The organism is Microbacterium sp. BH-3-3-3 (assembly GCF_001792815.1).
GTDB lineage: Bacteria > Actinomycetota > Actinomycetes > Actinomycetales > Microbacteriaceae > Microbacterium.
The window spans coordinates 790986-809665 of record NZ_CP017674.1; the positions used below are offsets into that span (position 1 = coordinate 790986).

Consider the following 18680-nt stretch of genomic DNA (forward strand, 5'->3'; position numbering starts at 1 on the left):
GGTATTCCGCGGCGTCGCCCAGACACGATGCGGCGGTCCGCCGCGCACGCCGCGCCCCGCCGCGGGCCGACTCTCCCGCACGAAGCTCCCTCCCCCGGCCGCCCGTCCCGCGGCCGAACCGGACCCGCCCCCGCCGCGCGACCCTACGCTGGAGCCATGGCCGAGCCGATGACACGCGAGCAGCGCACCGTTCTCGCGATCGCGGTCCTGGCCTCGTTCGTGTCGTTCCTCGACGGAACGGTCGTCAACGTTGCCCTCCCCGCCATCGCCGGTGAGCTGGGCGGGGGCTTGTCGACCCAGCAATGGGTGGTCGACGCGTACCTGGTGACCCTTGGCGCGTTCATCCTCGTCGCCGGTTCGCTCAGCGACGTCTTCGGCCGCGTCGTCGTGCTCCGCGTCGGCCTGATCGGCTTCGGCATCACGTCGGTGGCAATCGCCGCGGCCCCCACGGCGGAGTTCCTCATCGTGGCGCGGGCGCTGCAGGGCGTGGCGGGGGCCCTGCTCGTGCCGAGCTCTCTCGCCCTCATCACCTCGACCTTCCGCGGCCCCGCGCAGTCCCGCGCGATCGGCATCTGGACCGGGGCCACCACCGTCGCCATGATCGCGGGACCCCTGATCGGCGGCGTCTTCGTCGACACCCTGTCGTGGCGCCTGGTGTTCCTGGTTAACGTGCTGCCGATCGCGGTGACGATGTGGCTGCTCACCCGTCTGGGCCGGCGGGACCATCGCCGCCCCGGCGCCCGGGTCGACATCCTCGGCGCGGTGCTCTGCGCGACGGGTCTCGGCGGGGTCGTCTTCGCCCTCATCGAGCAGCCGAACCTCGGGTGGACCTCACCGGTGATCTGGATGCCGGGGGTGATCGGCGCCGCAGCCTTCGTCGGCTTCCTCGTGCGTCAGCGCGTGGCGCGCGATCCGATGATGCCGCTCGATCTGTTCCGTGCCCGCAACTTCTGGGCCGGGAACCTCGCCACCGCGTTCGTGTACGCGGCCCTGTCGCTGAACGGCTTCGTCGTGAGCGTCTACCTGCAGCAGGGCGCGGGCCTGCCCGCCACGCTCGCGGGTCTCGCGTCGCTGCCGAGCACGCTGCTCATGATCGCGCTGAGTTCCCGGATGGGCGCCCTCGCCGGACGCTTCGGACCGCGCCTGTTCATGACCCTGGGCCCGCTCGCGATGGCCGCCGGCTCGCTGCTGCTGCTCACCGTGGGCGAGGACTTCGACTACTGGACGCAGGTGCTGCCCGGGATCGTCGTGTTCGGCCTGGGGCTGACCGCCACCATCTCGCCCCTCACCGCCGCCGTGCTCGGCGCGATCGACACCGAGCGCTCGGGCATCGCCTCGGCGGTCAACAACGCCGTGTCCCGCGTCGCCGGTCTCCTCGCCATCGCGGGCGTGTCGGCGGTGGTGGGCGGCGCGCTCGATCTCGGCGGCTTCCACCGGGCGGCCGTCGTCACCGCCGCACTGATGGTGCTGGGCGCCACGGCCGCGTTCCTCGGCATCCGCAATCACCTGTCGCGACAGGACTGACGGCCGGATCCGCTCGGCCGTGGGTGGCCGCGCGGCCACACTCCCCACCGCGGGGCCACATCCGACGCCCCGACCCGCAGCCCACCCGACCCCGGCCCGCCTCACGCGAGGATCGCGCGCGTCCGTTCCACGTCGTCGGCCATCTGCACGAGCAGCGCGTCGATGCCGACGAACGCCGTCATCTCGCGCACCCGCTCGACGAAGCGCACCTCGACGTGGTGTCCGTAGAGGTCGAGGTCGGTCTCGTCGAGCACGTACGCCTCGACCTGGCGGGAGTGCACGTCGTCGAACGTCGGGTTGGTGCCGACGCTGATCGCGGCGGGGTAGCTGATGCGCCGGCCGCCCTCGACGTCGACGAGCCATCCGGCGTAGACGCCGTCGGCGGGCACGAAGCCCTCGAGGTCGCTCGACAGGTTGGCCGTCGGATACCCCAGCTCGCGCCCGCGCTTCAGGCCGTGCACGACCTCGCCCCAGACCGACGGCGCACGGCCGAGCAGTCGAGCCGCGGTGGTCACGTCTCCGGCCGACAGTGCCTCGCGGATCCAGGTCGACGACACCCGTCGGTCGGCGTGCACCGCGCGCACGTCGTCCACGACGTCGACGCGGAAGCCGTGCTGGGCGCCCAGGCGCGTGAGCAGCGCGGGATCGCCCGCTCCCCCGGCACCGAAGCGGAAGTCGCTGCCGACCAGCACCGTCCGCGCTTGCAGGGCGTCCACGATGATGCGGCGGACGAACTCCTCGGCGGGAAGGGCGGCGAGCGCCTCGTCGAAGGTCAGCAGCAGGGTGGCATCCACCCCCGCGCGCTCGAGCAGCTCGAGCTTCTGGTGCGGACCGATCACGTCGGTCGGGCACAGATCGGGTCGCAGCACGCGGAGCGGGTTGCGGTCGAAGGTGACGGCGACGACGCGGGCGCCGTCGGACGCATCGACCCGCGCGCGATCGATGACGGCCCGGTGCCCGGTGTGCACGCCGTCGAACTTGCCGATCGCGACGACCGAGGGGCCGAACCCCGCCGGCACCTCCGCCGGATCGCGGAAGACGATCACGGTGCCATCCGGCGGTGGCGCGTGAGCCACCACAGGCCGAGGAAGGGCAGGACGAGCGGGATGAAGAGGTAGCCGTAGCCGTACACCGACCACACCGTCGGGTGCTGGAACAGCGCCGGCAGCACGAGGCTGAGCGTCCCGACGACGAGCACGCCGACGAGCTCGAAGCCGATCGCGATCCAGGCGACGCGGTACCACGCGGGCCGCGCCGAGAAGATGAGGGCGAGGGTGGCGAGGATGTACACGACCGCGGCGAGCGCCGACAGCGAGTACGCCAGCGGGGCGTCGTCGAACTCGCGCACGATCTGCACGAACGATCGGCCCGTGGCGGCGAGCGCCATGATGCCGTAGACGACGACGAGGACACGGCCGATGCCGGTCATCCCCCGGGAGCGGGTGGGAGTGGTGGATGCCATGACCCCACGATTCTAGTTCGCTCACGCCGCCGTCGAGCGGCGCTCCCCCGCCGCGGGCTGCTCGAGCCCGTCGAGGGGTCGCGCCGCACGGCTCCGCCGCCGGCGTGGATGCGCTCCGCACGAGGTCGCCGAGCCCGTCGGGGACCCTGATGGCGCGATGCCTCGTGCGCGAGACGGCTCGGCCGGGTCGTCGGCGGAGGCGCTCAGGCGATCTGCACCGTCCAGATGACGTGCATGCGCCACACCATGACCGCGACGGCGAGGGCGGCGACGCCCATGATGACCGTGCTCCATCGGCTGCGCTCGATGAGCGCCCATGCGGCGCCGGCCACGGGGACGAGAGCCGCCGACACGAGGTAGGTCCAGAACTCCAGCAGACTGCCCGACGGCGGGTTTCCCGCGAACGGCGCGATGATCGCGACGACGATCTGCACGATGAGCAGCAGCTCGATGAGGGCGAGGGAGCCGACCGTGACGTCTCCCGGGCGGCGACCGGCGAGCCCCGCCACGATGGCGACGAGACCGGCGAGCACGGCGATGCCGACCTGCGCGAGGGTGAACCACAGGATCATCGGGCGGCCTCCGTCGGCATGTTCATGACGCTCTTCAGCTGCGCGCCGCGCTTCTCGACGACGCCGATCAGCTCACCGTCGGGATCGATGGCCGCGGCCACGGCTCCGGTGAGGCGCCCGCCGCCGTCGATGCGCTTGCCGTGTCGCAGGTCGCGGGCCTCGTCGGCGCCCACGGCCAACGCCCCCATGACGACGGCCGCGGCGGTCGCGGGGGGCACGAGCTCGTTCTCGGCGATGTCGTCGACGGGTGCCGCGACGGCGACGTCGAAGGAGCCGATCCGCGTGCGGCGCAGCATCGTCAGGTGCCCGCCCACCCCGAGGGCCGCACCCAGGTCGCGGGCGAGGGCGCGGATGTAGGTCCCGCTGGAGCAGTCGACGACGACGTCGAGCTCGATCGTCGCCTCACCCCGGCGGGTCTCTCGAACGGCGAAGCGCGACACCGTCACGCGCCGGGCCTTCAGCACGACCTCTTCCCCCGCGCGGGCCAGGTCGTAGGCGCGGCGCCCGTCCACCTTGATGGCCGACACCGTGCTCGGTACCTGCTCGATCTCGCCGGTCAGGTCGGCGATACCCGCGGCGATGGCCGCGTCGGTCACGGCGGCCAGGGCCGTGGCATCCGCTCGGGCCGTCTCGATCCCGTCGGCGTCGTCGCTGTCGGTGGCGACACCCAGCAGGATGGTGGCCTCATAGGTCTTGTCGGCGCCCACGATGTAGGTCAGCAGGCGCGTCGCCCCCTCGACGCCCAGCACGAGAAGGCCGGTCGCCATCGGGTCAAGGGTGCCGGCGTGCCCGATCTTGCGGGTGCCGAGCGCCTTGCGCGCCCGCGACACGACGTCATGGCTGGTGATGCCTCCCGGTTTGTCGACCAGGAGGATTCCGGGGCGCACCATCAGCAGAAGTCTCCGAAGACCTGCACGGGGTGGGCGGGGTCGGAGTTCTCGACGATGACGGATGCCGCAGCCTTCGGTCGCGCCGTGCGGAGGTAGTGCTTCTCGGCGTCGGGCAGTTCCGGACGGGGCGTGCCGATGGGCGGGTTGCTCTCGAGCCAGATCGAGAAGTTCCAGAGTCCGCGCACCTCGGAGGCGTGGAGGAAGCGTCCGGAGACGACGAGCACCGCGTCGGCGGGGGCGGCCTCGCCCGACCCGAACGACTCGCCCGCTCGGAAGGGCGCGATCAGGCGCTCACGGGCGCGCGGCGCCCCGTCGGCGAGGCCGACGCGGAAGACCGCCGTGCCCTCCTCGTCGACAGCGGCCGCGAACGCATCGGCGAAGGCGCCCGCCGCCTCGGCGTCGAGCCCGTCGACGGCGACGACGACGCGCCCCGCGCGGTTGTTCTGCCGCATCAGGTCGCGCAGGCTCCGCGGCAATTCGGGGGCGGTGTTCTCGGACGACATGCCTCCAGCCTACGGTCGACCACCGACATCGCACCCCCGCCCGAGGCTCTCACCCCCGGCGTATCCGGCCCGCGCGTGGCGAGAAACGCGGATCCTCCCGAGACACGGCGCGACACCGCGTGTCTCGGCACGATCGGCGTTTCTCGCGACCTCCCCGCACGCTCCGCCCGCCCGCGGCGTTCTAGGCTGAACGGATGCCCGCACTCGCCGCCCCGCTCATCGAGTGGTACCGCGACGCGGCGCGCGATCTTCCGTGGCGCCGCGAGGGGTTCGGCGCGTGGGGCACGCTCGTCAGCGAGTTCATGCTGCAGCAGACCCCGGTCGCACGGGTCATCCCCCACCTCGAAGCATGGCTCACGCGATGGCCGACGCCCTCGGACCTGGCCGCTGCTCCCCCGGCCGACGCCGTGACGCAGTGGGCCAATCTCGGCTACCCGCGGCGGGCCCTGTGGCTGCACCGCGCGGCGGTCGAGATCCGCGATCGCCATGACGGTGTGGTTCCGCGCGACGTCGACGCGCTGCTGGCCCTCACCGGCATCGGTGACTACACGGCGCGCGCGGTCGCGGTCTTCGCGTACGGGGATCGGCATCCGGTCGTCGACACGAACACGCGGCGCGTCCTCGCCCGCGTCGTCGAGGGGCGCGCGCAGCCGGGGTCCCCGAACAAGGCCGACCTGGCGCGGATGGATGCCGAGCTGCCCGACGACATCGTCGAGTCGGCCATCGTCAACGCGGCGGCGATGGAGCTGGGCGCGATCGTGTGCACGGCTCGGTCACCGAGATGCGAGGTCTGCCCGCTGGCGGCGCAGTGCGCCTGGCGCGCGGCTGGATACCCCGAGTCGGAGGACCGCCGCCGACGTCAGGCGAAGTACGAGGGCAGCGACCGCCAGGCGCGCGGCGCGGTGCTGAAGGTACTGCGCGAGGCCGCCCCCGCGCCCGTCGCCCTGTTCGCCGTCGTCCCCGACTGGCCTGATGCCGTTCAGCGCGACCGCGCGATCGACTCGCTCATCGCCGACGGCCTCGCCGAGGCATCCGACGGCCTTCTGCACCTGCCGGGCCACCCGGCATCCTGAGTCCCGCCCGATGCTGCCGCCGGCGCCGCCGAGGCGTGCCCGGGCCACACTCCTGAGCGGCTGCTTCCCCGACGCGGCGTCTGTCGACGACAGCCCGCTCACCCGAGATTTCTCAGGAGTTCGGCCCGCGTCGTGCCGGGCCCCTGCCGCCCGGCTCACGCCGCTCGCCGCGCCCCCGCCCGGGCCGGTCTCTGCCGCCGCCCCGGGCCGAACTCCTGAGAAGCCGCCTCTCCGCAGCCATACAGCCGCTCCGCGACCACTCAGCGCGCCGATTCTCAGGAGTTCGGCACGCCCACGACACGAGAAACGGCCGTACGCCGGCCCCGAGGGGCGGCGTCCGGCCGTGTCGTCGCGCGGGCTCAGGCCCGCGGTGCGTCTTCGTCGTCGGGGGCGTCGTCGGCGGCGTCCTCGTCAGTTCCGTCGAGCTCGTCGTCGGCGTCGTCTTCGCGCGGCTTGACGTACGGGTCGGCGTCGCCGGCGTACGTGGCCGCGGCGGCGAGACCGGCGACCGACTGGTCGCGCTCGCGCGCTTCGCGCAGCAGCGCCGAGATGTGGTCGGCGTTCTCGGGAATGGCGTCGAGAATGAACTCCAGCGACGGGGTGAGGCGCGTGTTGAGGTTCTTTCCCACCTCGCTACGCAGCAGTCCGGTCGCCGACTTCAACGCCGCCGCGGTGTCGTTGCGGTGCGCTTCGTCGCCCATGACGGTGTAGAACACCGACGCGTGCTGCAGGTCGCCCGTGACGCGTACGTCGGTGATCGTCACGAAACCGAGCCGCGGGTCACGCAGCCCCTTCTCGAGACGTTCGGCGAGCACCACGCGGATCCGGTCCGCCACTCGTGCCTGTCGCTCTCCTGCCACTGCCTTCTCCTTTGTTTCACTACCGCCGCGAGTCGAGCGCCCCGTGGCTCATCCGCCGGGTGAGGTGGCGCCGTTCGCCGCTGCACCCAGCGTAGGCCGGAGGGGGTGTGCATTCTCCCGAGCATCGGGGTAGGGGCCCCGCTCTGCTCGGGGGAATGCGCACCCCCGCAGGCCGAAGCGGGAGCCGCGCCGAACAGCGCGACCCCCGCCCCGTGGATCAGCCTCGCGGCTTCTCGATGAGTTCCGTCGTTTCGATCTCATCACCGATCTGGATGTCGTTGAACTTGCCGAGACCGATACCGGCCTCGAAGTCCGTACGCACCTCGGTGACGTCGTCCTTGAAGCGACGCAGCGACTCGATGGCCAGGCCATCGGCCAGCACGACACCGTCGCGGATGACACGAGCCTTGGCGTTTCGCGTGATCGTTCCCGATCGCACGATGACACCGGCGATGTTGCCGAACTTCGAGGAGCGGAACACCTCGCGGATCTCGGCAACACCCGACTGCACTTCTTCGAACTCCGGCTTGAGCAGGCCCTTGAGCGACTGCTCGACATCGTCGATCGCGTTGTAGATGACCGAGTAGAACCGCACGTCGACACCCTCACGGGCGGCACGCTCGCGGGCCTTCGTGTCGGGACGGACGTTGAAGCCGATCACGATCGCGTTGTCGATCGTGGCCAGGTTGATGTCCGACTCGGTGATCGCACCCACACCGCGGTGGATGATGCGCAGCTGGACGCTGTCGTCGACCTCGATCTTGAGCAGCGATTCCTCGAGCGCCTCGACGGCACCCGACACGTCACCCTTGATGATGAGGTTGAGCGACTCGACCTTGCCCTCTTCGAGAGCACGGGTGAAGTCCTCGAGCGAGATGCGCTTGCGGGCCTTGGCCAGCTGGGCGTTGCGCTCGGCGGCTTCACGCTTCTCGGCGATCTGACGCGCGGTGCGGTCTTCTTCGGTGACGATGAAGACGTCGCCGGCGCGGGGGACCGAGTTGAGGCCCTGCACCGAGACGGGACGCGAGGGGTAGGCCTCGTCGACCGCGTCGCCGTTCTCGTCCATCATCGCGCGGACGCGGCCGTAAGCCGTTCCGGCGACGATCGCGTCTCCGACGCGCAGCGTTCCCGACTGGATGAGCACCGTGGCGATCGAGCCGCGGCCCTTGTCGAGCCTCGCTTCGATCGCGACACCGCGGGCCGCCTTGTTCGGGTTGGCCGTGAGGTCCAGACCCGCGTCGGCGGTGAGCAGCACGGCATCCAGCAGAGCCTGGATGTTGAGGTTCTCGCGAGCCGACACGTCGACGAACATGACGTCTCCGCCGTACTCCTCGGCGACCAGACCGTACTCGGTGAGCTGCTGGCGCACCTTGGCCGGGTTGGCGTCGGGCTTGTCGACCTTGTTGACCGCGACCACGATCGGCACGTTCGCCGCCTGGGCGTGGTTCAACGCCTCGACCGTCTGGGGCATGATGCCGTCGTCGGCCGCGACCACGAGGATCGCGATGTCGGTCACCTGCGCACCGCGGGCACGCATGGCGGTGAACGCCTCGTGACCCGGGGTGTCGATGAAGGTGATCGCGCGCTCGATGCCGTCGTGCTCGGTCCAGATCTGGTACGCACCGATGTGCTGCGTGATGCCGCCGGCCTCGCCCGCCACGACGTTGGTCTGGCGGATGGCGTCGAGCAGTCGCGTCTTACCGTGGTCGACGTGGCCCATGACGGTGACCACGGGAGGACGGATCTCGAGATCGTCCTCGCTCTCGGCTTCGAGTTCGCCGTCGAGGTCGAGACCGAAGCCCTCGAGGAGCTCTTTGTCCTCGTCCTCGGGCGAGACCATCTGGATCTTGTAGCCGAGCTCGGCGCCGAGCACCTCGAAGGTGGCCTCGTCGAGCGACTCGGTCGCGGTGGCCATCTCGCCCAGGTTGAACAGGATGGTCACGAGCGTGCCGGGCTGCACGTTGTAGCCGCGCAGGGCCTCGAGCTTGTCCGCGAAGTCGGAGATCGATGCGCCGCGACGGAGGCGGATGATCTCGCCGTTGCCCTTCGAGACGTTGACGCCGCCGACGACCGGCGCCGACCGCATCTCGAATTCCTGCCGCTTCGCCCGACGCGACTTACGCTGCTTCGACTTGCCGCCGCCCTTACCGAAGGCACCTGCGGTACCACCGCCGGGACCACGGCCACGACCGCCACCACCGCCGGGACGACCGGCGAAACCGCCGCCGCCCGCACCGGGTGCGCCACCGGGACGCTGGAAGCCGCCACCGGCACCGCCGGGACGACCGGGGCCGCCGGGACGCTGCTGGAACGGGGCGCCCGGACGACCGGCACCGCCGGGACGACCGGCACCGCCGGGACGGGGAGCGCCGGGACGCGGGGCACCGGGACGCGGAGCCTGCGGGCGCGGGATGTTGCCGGGCGTCGGGCGCTGGCCCATGCCCTGCGCCGACGCGAACGGGTTGTTGCCCGGACGGGGACCGGCGGGACGCTGGCCCATGCCCTGGGCCGACGCGAACGGGTTGTTGCCCGGACGCGCGCCACCCGGACGCGGGGGCGAGCTCGGGCCGGGCTTGGGGGCACCGGGGGTCGCCGACGACGACGCCTCGGCGTCACCGGACGCGGGAGCTGCGGGAGCGGGGGTCGCCGCGGCCGGGGCGGAAGCCTCGGGAGCGGATGCCGCGGGGGTCGCTGCCGCGGGAGCGGCCTCGGCCGGAGCCGGGGCGGCGGCGGGGGCTGCGGGCTTGGCGGGGCCCGGGGTCGGACCCGACGGGCGGGCGCCCGGGGTCGCTGCCGGACGAGCGGGGCCGGGACGGGCGCCGGGGCGCGCCGCAGCGGCGGCGGGCTTGGCATCCGAGGATCCGGAGGAGCTCTCGGCCGCGAGGGCGGCGCGGAGCTTACGAGCCACGGGGGGCTCGATGGTGGATGAGGGGCTCTTGACGAACTCGCCGAGCTCCTTCAGCTTCGCAAGCGCGACCTTGCTGTCGACGCCGAGCTCGGAAGCGATCTCGTGCACGCGTGGTTTTGCCACAATTCTCCTGTCTGAGGGCCTACCCCGGACAGGGCAGACCGTTACTTGCGGACGGGTCTCATTTCGAGCCGTTCACTTCGTGTCCATAGCCGTTCAGCCTTTTCGCTGGTGGTGTGATTCGAAGGTCTGCGTGTCAAGCGGGCCTGACACACGCAATGCTCGTACGAAGGCGCGACGCGCGAGAGCTTTTCTCACGCACGCGTCCGTCTCGTGCACCCACGCACCCCGGCCCGGCAGGACCGCCCGCTCGTCGGGGACGAGCTGAGATCCGTCGGCGACCACACGCAGAAGCGAGGATCGGGGGGCGCGTGCGCGGCATCCGACGCACGTTCGTACTGGTTCCATCGTACACCTCGCCGTCGCCGCAGCGACGGACGCTCAGTTGTCTTCGAGGATGCTGTCGGGCTGGATGTCGATCTTCGCGCCGGTCAGCTTGGCGGCCAGACGCGCGTTCTGCCCCTCTTTGCCGATCGCGAGCGACAGCTGGTAGTCGGGCACGAGCGCCCGGACGGCCTTGGTCGTGGCGTCGAGGACGAAGCTCGAGGTGACCTTGGCCGGCGACAGCGCGTTCGCGACGAAGCGCGGCAGCTCGGCGTCGTAGTCGATGATGTCGATCTTCTCGCCCGCGAGCTCTTCGGTGACGGCGCGCACGCGGCGGCCGAGCTCACCGATGCAAGCGCCCTTGGCGTTGACTGTCGGGTCGTTGGCCTTGACGGCGATCTTCGAGCGGTGACCGGCTTCGCGAGCCAGCGACACGATCTCGACCAGGCCCGCGGCGATCTCGGGCACCTCGAGGGCGAAGAGCTTGCGGACCAGGCCCGGGTGCGTGCGCGACACGGTGATCTGCGGCCCCTTGTTGCCCTTGGACACGCTCGTCACGTAGACGCGCAGACGCGAGCCGTGCGCGTAGGTCTCGCCGGGAACCTGCTCTTCGGGCGGGAGGATCGCCTCGACCGTTCCGAGGTCGACGTGCACCATGCGCGGGTTCGGGCCCTGCTGCACGACGCCGGCGACGATGTCGCCCTCTTTGCCGCGGAACTCCCCCAGCACCGCGTCGTCGGCGATGTCGCGCAGACGCTGGCTGATGACCTGCTTGGCGGCGAAGGCGGCGATGCGACCGAAGTCGTCGGAGGACTGCTCCTCTTCGCCGATGACGATGTCTTCGTCGTCGGTCACGGGTGTGAAGACGCCGACGTGTCCGGTCTTGCGATCGAGTTCGACGCGGGCGCCGGCGGGGATCTCGCCGGTGGGCGAGATGTGCTTGGCGTAGGCGGTCAGGATCGCCTGCTCGATGATGCGCGCGAGTTCATCGAAGGGGATCTCCTTCTCGCGTTCGATCGTCTTCAGAAGTGCGAGATCGATGTCCACAAGGGCCCTCCGTTATTCAGCTCTCGTCGACGCGACCGGCGCCGACAACCCCCCTACGATACCCGGGATGCCACCCGCCCCGCGACCCGGCGAGCGATTCGGCCGACGCCCGGGCTGCGCACGACTCCTGTGATCCGCCCACTGCCTCCCCGCCGACCCGCGGGATCCCGGTACCTCGACCCGCGCGACGTCGCGAAGTTCAGGAGTTCTGCACGGGAGGGCCGGTGGCGGGCAGCTCGACGCACGGGAGCCTGCGTCACCGGCGCTCGAGCGGGTTCGCGGCCAGCTTCGCGACCACTCCCCCCTCCGCCAGTCGGCGCGCCGCGGTGTCGGGCTTTCGCGCGGCCTGGTCGAGCACGCAGGCGCCGAACTCGGCGGCGAGCGTTCCCCGCGGATGGGCGCGGAGCACCTCGCGGCGGAAGTCCTCGGGCAGCGCGTCGGGGCGGGCGCCCGAGATGTCGAGCGCCGTCGCCGTCTCGAGCAGGTGGCCCTCGGCATCCATCGCCGGGTCGACGCTCGGCCAGTTGTGCCGCACGATCACCTCGAGCACGCGCTGGCGCCGCGCGGGCTCCCACCCCGCCCCCGCGGTCAGGGCGATGCCGACGTGGCCGCCCGCGTGCTCGTACGAGAGGGTGTGGTTGTCGTACTCGGCGACCGTGCCGACGTCGTGCAGCACGGCGGCGACGTACAGCAGCTCGTGGTCGATGCCGGTGATGCCATCGACGCGCGCGAACGCCTCGGCCCAGAGCCAGGAGCGCAGGGCGTGCGCGGTGATCGCGGGCGACTGGTACTGCGTCGCCAGTTCGAGGGCACCGCGCGCGGCGAGGGTGTCGGGCACGGGGATGTCGGCGATCTGCACGGGGCCTCCGGGGTCGGGTGAATCCTCACTCTTGCGTCGCGCGCCCGGCGCCGACAGACCCGCGCCGGTCAGCGACCGAAGGCATCCTGCCAGAGCGGGGCACCCCGCGAGGCCCCGAGCGGCACGCCGGTCGTGCGTGGCGCACACGTCACGGAACGCGGATGCCGCGACCGAGGGGGCCGCGGCATCCGGAACCGCTCAGCTCACGGGCGACGCGTGCCAGATGCGCTCGAGGTAGTCGCGCATCGCGCGGTCCGACGAGAAGTACCCGCTGCGCGCGACGTTGAGGATCGCCGAGCGCACCCAGCCGTCCTGGTCGGCGTAGGCCGCGTCGACCCGCTCCTGCGCGTCGAGGTACGACGAGAAGTCGGCGAGGGCCATGAACCGGTCTTCGTACAGCAGGTTCGACACGAGCGGCTCGAACACCGTGCGGTCGCCGTCCGAGAACGCTCCCGAGGCGATGAGGTCGATGGCGCTGCGCAGCCGGTCGTCGCCCTGGTAGTGGTCGGCGGGGCGGTAGCCCTCGCTCCAGAGCGCCTCGACCTCGGGCTCGCTCATGCCGAAGAGGAAGAAGTTGTCGTCGCCGACCAGGCGGCGGATCTCGACGTTCGCTCCGTCGTCGGTGCCGATGGTGAGCGCTCCGTTGAGCGCGAGCTTCATGTTGCCCGTGCCCGAAGCCTCTTTGCCCGCGAGCGAGATCTGCTCCGACAGGTCGGCGGCGGGGATGATGCTCTCGGCCAACGTCACGTTGTAGTTCGCCGGGTACAGCAACTGGAGCTTGCCCTCGACGCGCGGGTCGGCGCTGACGACCTCGCCCACGGCGTTGATGAGGTGGATGATGCGCTTGGCCATGCCGTACCCGGGTGCGGCCTTCGCCCCGAACAGGAACGTGCGCGGCTGCACCTCGTCGATCGGCAGGCGCCCCGACACGATCCCCTCGTACGTGCTGACGATGTGCAGCACCTTCAGTGTCTGCCGCTTGTACTCGTGCAGGCGCTTGATCATCACGTCGAGCATGTGGGTGTCGTCGAGGGGCGCGTCACCGCGGGACTCGAGCACACGCCCGAGGCGCCGCTTGTTGGCGAGCTTGACCGCGGCGAAGCGCTCGCGGAAGTCGCCGTCGTCGGCGAGGGCCTCGAGCCCCCGCAGCCGCTCGAGGTCGACCGTCCAGCCCGCGCCGAGCGCCTCGGTGATGAGGGCCGACAGGTCGGGGTTCGCCAGGCGCAGGAAGCGGCGCGGGGTCACGCCGTTCGTGACGTTGGTGAACTTGTCGGGCCACATCTGGGCGAAGTCCTTGAGCACGTTGTCGCGCAGCAGCTGCGAGTGCAGCTCGGCGACGCCGTTCACCTTGGAACCGGCGACGGTGGCGAGGTAGGCCATGCGCACCGAGCGGGTGGGGTGCTCGCCGATGATCGACATGTTGCGGATGAGCATCTCGTCGTCGCCGAAGCGCTCGCGCACCTCGAGCAGGAACTCGTCGTTGATGCGGTAGATGATCTCGAGGTGGCGGGGCAGCAGGCGGCCGAGCAGGTCGACCGGCCAGACCTCGAGCGCCTCGGGCAGCAGCGTGTGGCAGGTGTAGGCGAAGCACTTCTGCGTGATGGCCCAGGCGGCATCCCACTCGAGCTTCTTCTCGTCGACGAGCACGCGCATGAGCTCGGGCACGCCGATGACGGGGTGGGTGTCGTTCAGCTGGAAGATGACGCGCTCGGGCAGTGCCTCGATGTCGAAGTCGTCGGGAAGCACGTTCTCGATGAAGTCGGCGATCGAGGCCGCGACGAAGAAGTACTGCTGCTGCAGGCGCAGCTCTTTGCCCTGGGGCGTGGAGTCCTCGGGGTAGAGCACCTTCGAGATGTTCTCGGCGAACGTCTGCGCGCGCACCGACTCGACGTAGTCGCCCGAGTTGAAGGTGTGCAGGTCGAAGGCGTTGGTGGCCACCGCACGCCACAGGCGCAGGGTATTGACGCGGCCGTTGTGATAGCCCGGGACCATCATGTTGTACGGCACCGCGAGCACGTTCCACTCGGGGACCCAGCGGGTGCGCTCGACGCCGTCGTCGTCGTACGTCTCGGTCGTACCGGCGAACGAGACGGTCTGCGCGGCCTCGGGGTGCGGGAAGTCCCACGGCGAGCCCATGCGCAGCCACGCGTCGGGCTGCTCGATCTGCTGCCCGTCGGCGAACGCCTGACGGAAGATGCCGTACTCGTACCGGATGCCGTACCCGATGGTCGGCACGCTCATCGTTGCGAGCGAGTCGATGAAGCAGGCGGCCAGACGACCCAGGCCGCCGTTGCCGAGGCCCGGCTCGATCTCGACCGCGCGCACGGCGTCGATGTCGATGCCGCACTGGGCGAGCGCCTCGGTGGCGATGTCGGTGAGGCGCGCCGCGAGCAGGTTGTTGTCGAGCTGACGGCCCAGCAGATACTCGGCCGAGAGGTAGCAGACGGTCTTCGCCTGCAGCTTCTTCTGCTGGGCGCGATCGTCGAACCAGCGCGCCATGAGGTAGTCGCGCACCGTGAACGCCAGCGCCAGGTACTGGTCGTTGACGTCGGACGCCGACAGGGTCACGCCCTGGTCGAAGTTCAGGTTCTGCAGGAACTGTTTCGTGAAGCCGTCGACCGAGGCTGCGGGCGCCACGACGGGCGCGATCGCGAGCGGGTGGGTGGGACGGAGCTCTGGTGTGTTCTCGGGCACCCTCCGACCGTAATCAGAACGACCCCGTCCTGCCAGGATTCACCGAGAACGACACATGATCTTCACCACCGCGCCGCACGACGACCGGGGGCCGGATGCCGGATGCCGGCGGTCAGCGCAGACCGCACCCGTCGACGACCTGCGTCTTGCCTTCGATGAGGTTCTTCGTCCAGGTGTAGAGGACCGGCAGGAACCGCGACTTCGGCAGGATGGGGCGCAGGTGGTCGTAGCCCGCGTACGTCGCCCACCGCACCGGCTGCCCCTCGGCGCAGAGCTTCTGCACGTAGTCGCGCTGCAGGCTCGGCGGGATGACCTCGTCGTCGGCTCCCCAGGCCACGAGCATCGGCGTGCCGAGCGGCTCGGTCATGGCGTTCTCGGCGAGTCGGCGTCCGAGGGCGCCGTCGGTGAGGTCGGCGTTGTACAGCGGGCGGTCCTCCGACACCCCGAGCGCCGTCAGCACCGAGACGACGACGCCCGGCTCGGTGGGGCATCGCTGGGTCATCTCGAGCACGATCGAGCGCGAGCCCTCGGCGATGTAGTCGTCGAGGTGCACGTCGGCGTAGGTCTGCGAGTACGGCACCAGCACCCACGAGGTGATCACCGAGAGCATGGCGTTCGGCGGTCCCGACAGCAGCTCGCGCGCCAGGGCGGGCGGGTCGGCGACGGGGGCGACCACGGCCGTGCCGAGTACGTCGATCCCGGGGGCGTAGTCCTCGGCGATCGCGGTGGTCCACAGCGCCGCGTGTCCGCCCTGCGAGTGGCCCCAGACCACCGTGTCGGGCGAGAGGGTCACGTCGGTGCGCAGCTCCGCCGTCGCCAGCACCGCGTCCAGCGACGAGCGCGCCTCGCCCCGGCCGATCAGGTAGGGGTAGGTGCCGGGTGCACCCTGGCCGGAGAAGTCCGAGGCGACGACCACCCAGCCGGCCTTCAGCGCCTGCTCGAGGGCCGGGATCGACCACCGGGTCGCCGAGGCGTCGCGCAGGCTCGGTGCGCACCCCTGGGCCACCCCCGTCGTGCCGTGGTTCCAGATGATGACGGGACGCGGTCCCGGGGGCGGGTCCTTGGGCATGATCACGAGGGCGCTCGCCACGGCGGGCCGGCTCACGGCATCCCTCGTCGTGTAGAGGATGCGCGTGACGTCGCCGTTCTGGGGAAGGCGGCCGAGGTACGCGTCGGAGCGGATGAGACGGCCGTGACCGCTCGGCACCTCGGCCGGGGCGTCGTAGAAGGCGTCGACGACCGGAGCGCCGTCGTTGAGCCAGTCGTTCAGCCACCACCCGCCCGCGGCGGTCGCGACCAGCACCAGGGAGAGGGCGTAGCGGCCGGCGGCGGCCCAGCGCAGCCGCGTCCGGCGACGTCGAACGGCCCGCGGCGCGTCGAACGGCGTTCGCGGCGCGTGCGGACGACGGATGCCGCGGACTCCGCGGGCGAACACCCCCACGCCGAACACGATCGTGCGCACCCCGAACACCACCGCGAGCACCAGGACCGTGACGTCGGGCCAGGTGAACGACAGCAGTCCGAGGGCGATCTGGGCGACACCCCAGGCCAACGACAGCACGCGGGCGCTGACCTGACCCGGCGAGACGGCGCGTCCCACCGACGCGAGCCCCCCGATGACGAGCAGCACCGCGAGCACGGGCGGCAGCAGTTCGAGGCTGCGCCCCAGCCAGACCAGGACCGCGACACCGGCGACGATCCAGGCGGCGGCCACCGACCGCGCCCACCATCCGGCGGGGCGCGCGACCAACTCGACGATGCCCATCACCACGGCACTGGCACCGACGTAGATGCCGAGCAAGACCAGCGAGGTGAGCGGCCGCGACACGATCAACGCCCCCAGCACCACCACGACGATCCCGACGATCAGCAGCACGCGCGGCGGGGCGTGGCGGGTGAGCACGGGGAGCGCATTCCACCGGCGCGGGCGCGGGCGGCGGGGAGCGGGCATCAGGCAATCCTAGGCAACGCGGCACCGCCCGAATCGGGCGAGGGGCGGGGCGCGGGGCTCGGGCCTCCGCGGACGCCGCGAGACGACGCGCGACGGGCGCGGCCACGCGGGCGAACGCACGGCGCCGCACACGACGCAAGGGACACGGCACACGCGATTACCGGATTCCCGCACCGCGGCATACGGTTCGTCCGTGCCGTCTTCCGCCCGAACAGCCGCGCGCGATGCCGAGGCCAACCCCGCCTTCCGCGTCGCGGCGCGCACGGGATACGTCGCCAACGGCATCCTGCACCTGCTCATCGGCGGCCTCGTGCTCGCCGTCGGCTTCGGTGCGGCCGAAGACACCGACCAGACCGGGGCATTCCGAGCCCTCGCGGCGGTGCCGCTCGGTGCCGTGGCCCTCTGGGCTCTGGCGATCGGACTCGTCGCCCTGGGCTGCTGGCACCTGCTGCAGGCCGTCGCTCCCCGTCATCTGTCGGGGTGGCGCCGCCTCGCGCGGATCGCCGCCGAGGCGCCGCAGGGCCTCGTCTTCGTCGTCATCGGGATCCTCTCGGCCTCGGTCGCGCTCGGTGCGCGCCCCCGCGCCGAGCAGGCCGCCGAAGACGCCAGCGCCGCCGTGCTCACCCTTCCCCTCGGCGGGCTGCTGCTGGGCACCACCGGAGTCGTCGTCGCGAGCGTCGGCATCGGCTTCGTGTGGATGGGACTGCGCCGCTCGTTCCACTCCAAGGTGCGCATCCCCGACGGACCGGCGGGCCACGCCCTCAGCGCGCTCGGGGTGGTGGGTTTCCTCGCCAAGGGCGTCGCGCTCGGGATCGTCGGGGTGCTGCTCATCGTGGCCGCCGTGACCGTCGAGCCCGATACCGCGGGCGGCCTCGACGGCGCGGTGTCGGCGCTGATCGCGCTTCCCACCGGGCCGGTGCTGGCGTTCCTCGTGGGCCTGGGCTTCATTGCCTACGGCGTGTTCACGGTGTTCCGCGCCCGCTACGCGCGGCTCGACGTCTGAGCGTCAGTCCAACGCGGGGTCGCGCCCGGTGCGCTCCCCCGTGTCGAGCGTCGCGATCGCCGCATGGTCGTCGGCGTCGAGGGTGAAGTCGAAGACGTCGCCGTTCTCGCGCAGACGCGCGAGCGACACCGACTTGGGGAACACGACCAGGCCGCGGTCGAGGTGCCAGCGGACGACGACCTGGGCCGGAGTCTTGCCGTAGCGCTCGGCGATCCGCATCAGCACGGGCTCGTCGAGCAGCCCGCCGCGCGCCAGCGGCGCCCACGACTCGGTGACGATGCCGTGCGCGGAGTCCCAGTCGACGAGGTCGTTCTGCGGGAAGCGCGGGTGCAGCTCGACCTGGTTCACCGCGGGGAGCACACCCGTCTCGTCGCGCAGCCGCTCGAGGTGCGGGATGGCGAAGTTGCTGACGCCGATCGAGGTGGCCCGTCCCTCGTCGCGCAGGCGCAGCAGGGCGCGCCAGGTGTCGACGTAGCGGTCCGCGCTGGGGATGGGCCAGTGGATCAGGTACAGGTCCACCCGGTCGAGGCCCAGCCGTGCGCTGCTGGCGTCGAACGCGCGCAGCGTCTCATCGAACCCCTGGTCGTCGTTCCACACCTTGGTCGTGACGAACAGGTCGTCGCGGTCGAGCCCCGACGCGCGCAGTCCCTCGCCGACCTCGGTCTCGTTGCCGTAGAGCGCGGCCGTGTCGACGTGACGGTAGCCCGCGGCGAGCGCGCCGGCGACCAGGTCGGCGGTGACGTCGGCGGGCACCTTGTAGGTGCCGATGCCGAGCTGCGGGATCGTGGAGCCGTCGGACAGCGACAGGCGGGGGGCGGCGATCATGGCATCCACGCTACCGGCGCGCGCACCGACCGGGTCGGTCAAAGGCGGAACGGCACCCCGGTCGA

At 71.4% G+C, this 18680-nt stretch carries 16 protein-coding genes; 3 read left to right on the top strand and 13 right to left on the bottom strand.

Translation table 11 applies throughout. The annotated features are described in order from the left end of the window. Positions 1 to 156 precede the first annotated feature (156 nt). Positions 157 to 1524 (top strand): MFS transporter, encoded by a 1368-nt coding sequence (locus BJP65_RS03740; RefSeq protein WP_070408252.1) that lies wholly within the window; start codon positions 157 to 159, stop codon positions 1522 to 1524. Between the two features lie 101 nt (positions 1525 to 1625). Here the strand turns inward: BJP65_RS03740 and BJP65_RS03745 are convergent, their stop codons facing one another. The 5 genes from BJP65_RS03745 to BJP65_RS03765 form a co-directional block, all read right to left on the bottom strand. Further along, positions 1626 to 2570 carry a bifunctional riboflavin kinase/FAD synthetase gene (locus tag BJP65_RS03745; RefSeq protein WP_070408253.1) on the bottom strand — a complete coding sequence of 315 codons (945 nt, stop codon included), beginning with the start codon at positions 2568 to 2570 and terminating at the stop codon, positions 1626 to 1628. After that, the gene (locus BJP65_RS03750) at positions 2567 to 2986 is read right to left on the bottom strand and encodes a hypothetical protein (protein ID WP_055936972.1); all 420 of its coding nucleotides are present in this window, start codon (positions 2984 to 2986) and stop codon (positions 2567 to 2569) included. Before BJP65_RS03750 ends, BJP65_RS03745 begins: the two co-directional genes overlap by 4 nt. Before the next feature lie 203 nt (positions 2987 to 3189). Continuing rightward, on the bottom strand, positions 3190 to 3558 hold the full coding sequence (locus BJP65_RS03755; RefSeq protein WP_070408254.1) for a hypothetical protein: 369 nt from the start codon (positions 3556 to 3558) through the stop codon (positions 3190 to 3192). Then, positions 3555 to 4448 (bottom strand): tRNA pseudouridine(55) synthase TruB, encoded by an 894-nt coding sequence (gene truB / locus BJP65_RS03760; protein ID WP_070408255.1) that lies wholly within the window; start codon positions 4446 to 4448, stop codon positions 3555 to 3557. Before truB ends, BJP65_RS03755 begins: the two co-directional genes overlap by 4 nt. Continuing rightward, positions 4448 to 4951: a hypothetical protein gene (locus BJP65_RS03765; protein WP_070408256.1), complete on the bottom strand. Its 504-nt coding sequence runs from the start codon at positions 4949 to 4951 to the stop codon at positions 4448 to 4450. The genes truB and BJP65_RS03765 overlap by 1 nt, the downstream gene beginning before the upstream one ends. Positions 4952 to 5145: 194 nt before the next feature. Here BJP65_RS03765 and BJP65_RS03770 point away from each other — a divergent pair, with 194 nt between their 5' ends. Beyond that, a complete protein-coding gene (locus tag BJP65_RS03770; protein WP_070408257.1) occupies positions 5146 to 6024 on the top strand; it encodes an A/G-specific adenine glycosylase in 879 nt (292 codons plus the stop codon). A gap of 359 nt (positions 6025 to 6383) precedes the next feature. Here the strand turns inward: BJP65_RS03770 and rbfA are convergent, their stop codons facing one another. From rbfA to BJP65_RS03800, 7 genes are all read right to left on the bottom strand, one after another. Then, positions 6384 to 6884 (bottom strand): 30S ribosome-binding factor RbfA, encoded by a 501-nt coding sequence (rbfA, locus tag BJP65_RS03775; protein ID WP_070408258.1) that lies wholly within the window; start codon positions 6882 to 6884, stop codon positions 6384 to 6386. A 217-nt stretch (positions 6885 to 7101) separates the two neighbouring features. Next, positions 7102 to 9915, bottom strand: coding sequence for a translation initiation factor IF-2 (infB, locus tag BJP65_RS03780; protein ID WP_181015974.1), 2814 nt, complete (start codon positions 9913 to 9915; stop codon positions 7102 to 7104). 93 nt (positions 9916 to 10008) lie between these two features. Then, positions 10009 to 10260 carry a YlxR family protein gene (locus BJP65_RS16225; RefSeq protein WP_083285692.1) on the bottom strand — a complete coding sequence of 84 codons (252 nt, stop codon included), beginning with the start codon at positions 10258 to 10260 and terminating at the stop codon, positions 10009 to 10011. A gap of 33 nt (positions 10261 to 10293) precedes the next feature. Next, entirely contained in the window at positions 10294 to 11283 is a 990-nt protein-coding gene (nusA, locus tag BJP65_RS03785; protein ID WP_055834956.1) for a transcription termination factor NusA, read from the bottom strand. A gap of 256 nt (positions 11284 to 11539) precedes the next feature. Further along, complete coding sequence (locus BJP65_RS03790) at positions 11540 to 12142, bottom strand: HD domain-containing protein (RefSeq protein WP_070408259.1); 603 nt, start codon at positions 12140 to 12142, stop codon at positions 11540 to 11542. Between the two features lie 198 nt (positions 12143 to 12340). Continuing rightward, positions 12341 to 14836, bottom strand: coding sequence for a glycogen/starch/alpha-glucan phosphorylase (locus BJP65_RS03795; protein WP_070408260.1), 2496 nt, complete (start codon positions 14834 to 14836; stop codon positions 12341 to 12343). A gap of 112 nt (positions 14837 to 14948) precedes the next feature. Further along, a complete protein-coding gene (locus BJP65_RS03800; protein WP_070408261.1) occupies positions 14949 to 16787 on the bottom strand; it encodes a lipase family protein in 1839 nt (612 codons plus the stop codon). A 193-nt stretch (positions 16788 to 16980) separates the two neighbouring features. Between BJP65_RS03800 and BJP65_RS03805 the strand changes: the two genes are divergently transcribed. Next, positions 16981 to 17790: a DUF1206 domain-containing protein gene (locus tag BJP65_RS03805; protein WP_070408262.1), complete on the top strand. Its 810-nt coding sequence runs from the start codon at positions 16981 to 16983 to the stop codon at positions 17788 to 17790. Positions 17791 to 17793: 3 nt separating this feature from the next. On the opposite strand, the gene BJP65_RS03810 is transcribed toward BJP65_RS03805, so the two are convergent. Next, complete coding sequence (locus BJP65_RS03810) at positions 17794 to 18615, bottom strand: aldo/keto reductase (RefSeq protein WP_070408263.1); 822 nt, start codon at positions 18613 to 18615, stop codon at positions 17794 to 17796. Positions 18616 to 18680 lie beyond the last annotated feature (65 nt).

What these genes read in the sequence shown, in the direction of transcription:
- BJP65_RS03740 (WP_070408252.1), top strand. Translation starts at nt 157, where the DNA reads ATGGCCGAGCCGATGACACGCGAGCAGCGCACCGTTCTCGCGATCGCG.
- BJP65_RS03750 (WP_055936972.1), bottom strand. Translation starts at nt 2,986, where the DNA reads ATGGCATCCACCACTCCCACCCGCTCCCGGGGGATGACCGGCATCGGC.
- BJP65_RS03755 (WP_070408254.1), bottom strand. Translation starts at nt 3,558, where the DNA reads ATGATCCTGTGGTTCACCCTCGCGCAGGTCGGCATCGCCGTGCTCGCC.
- truB (WP_070408255.1), bottom strand. Translation starts at nt 4,448, where the DNA reads ATGGTGCGCCCCGGAATCCTCCTGGTCGACAAACCGGGAGGCATCACC.
- BJP65_RS03765 (WP_070408256.1), bottom strand. Translation starts at nt 4,951, where the DNA reads ATGTCGTCCGAGAACACCGCCCCCGAATTGCCGCGGAGCCTGCGCGAC.
- BJP65_RS03770 (WP_070408257.1), top strand. Translation starts at nt 5,146, where the DNA reads ATGCCCGCACTCGCCGCCCCGCTCATCGAGTGGTACCGCGACGCGGCG.
- BJP65_RS16225 (WP_083285692.1), bottom strand. Translation starts at nt 10,260, where the DNA reads ATGGAACCAGTACGAACGTGCGTCGGATGCCGCGCACGCGCCCCCCGA.
- BJP65_RS03800 (WP_070408261.1), bottom strand. Translation starts at nt 16,787, where the DNA reads ATGCCCGCTCCCCGCCGCCCGCGCCCGCGCCGGTGGAATGCGCTCCCC.
- BJP65_RS03810 (WP_070408263.1), bottom strand. Translation starts at nt 18,615, where the DNA reads ATGATCGCCGCCCCCCGCCTGTCGCTGTCCGACGGCTCCACGATCCCG.